1 protein-coding gene is annotated in these 471 nt (G+C 69.6%); it reads left to right on the plus strand.

Features of this window, described 5'->3' with window-relative positions:
- Positions 1-471, plus strand: a 471-nt coding sequence (locus I6F21_RS37695; RefSeq protein ID WP_225184380.1) for an arginase family protein, incomplete at both ends; no start/stop codon positions are given.

Genomic DNA, 471 nt, shown 5'->3' on the forward strand with positions numbered 1-471 from the left:
CCGCAGACGAGCGATTCCGGCGCCATCCACGGCATGCCGCTGGCGGCGCTGCTCGGCCACGGAGCAGCGGCCCTCACGCAGATCCGCGATGCCGCGCCGAAGCTGCTGCCGGAACACGTGGTGGTGATCGGCGCGCGCAGCTACGAGCCCGCCGAACGCGCGTTGCTTGACCTGCTTGGCGTGCGCGTCATCGACGCAGCCGAAGTCGCACGCAATGGTCTGCGCGCCGTCATGGCCGACGCCATCCGCCAAGTCAAATCGGACACGGCCGCCTTTGGCGTGACACTCGATCTGGACGCCTTTGACCCCGCCGTCGCGCCGGGCGTCGGCACGCCCGAAACAGACGGGCTCACCGCGCAGGGCATGGCGCAAGCACTCGCCGCGTGCGCACGCGACGCACGGTTTGCCGCATTCGAACTGGTGGAATACAACCCGCGCCACGACAAGGGCGGGATCACGGCACATCTGGCC

It is taken from the genome of Bradyrhizobium sp. NBAIM03, from assembly GCF_020194055.1.
Lineage (GTDB): Bacteria > Pseudomonadota > Alphaproteobacteria > Rhizobiales > Xanthobacteraceae > Bradyrhizobium > Bradyrhizobium yuanmingense.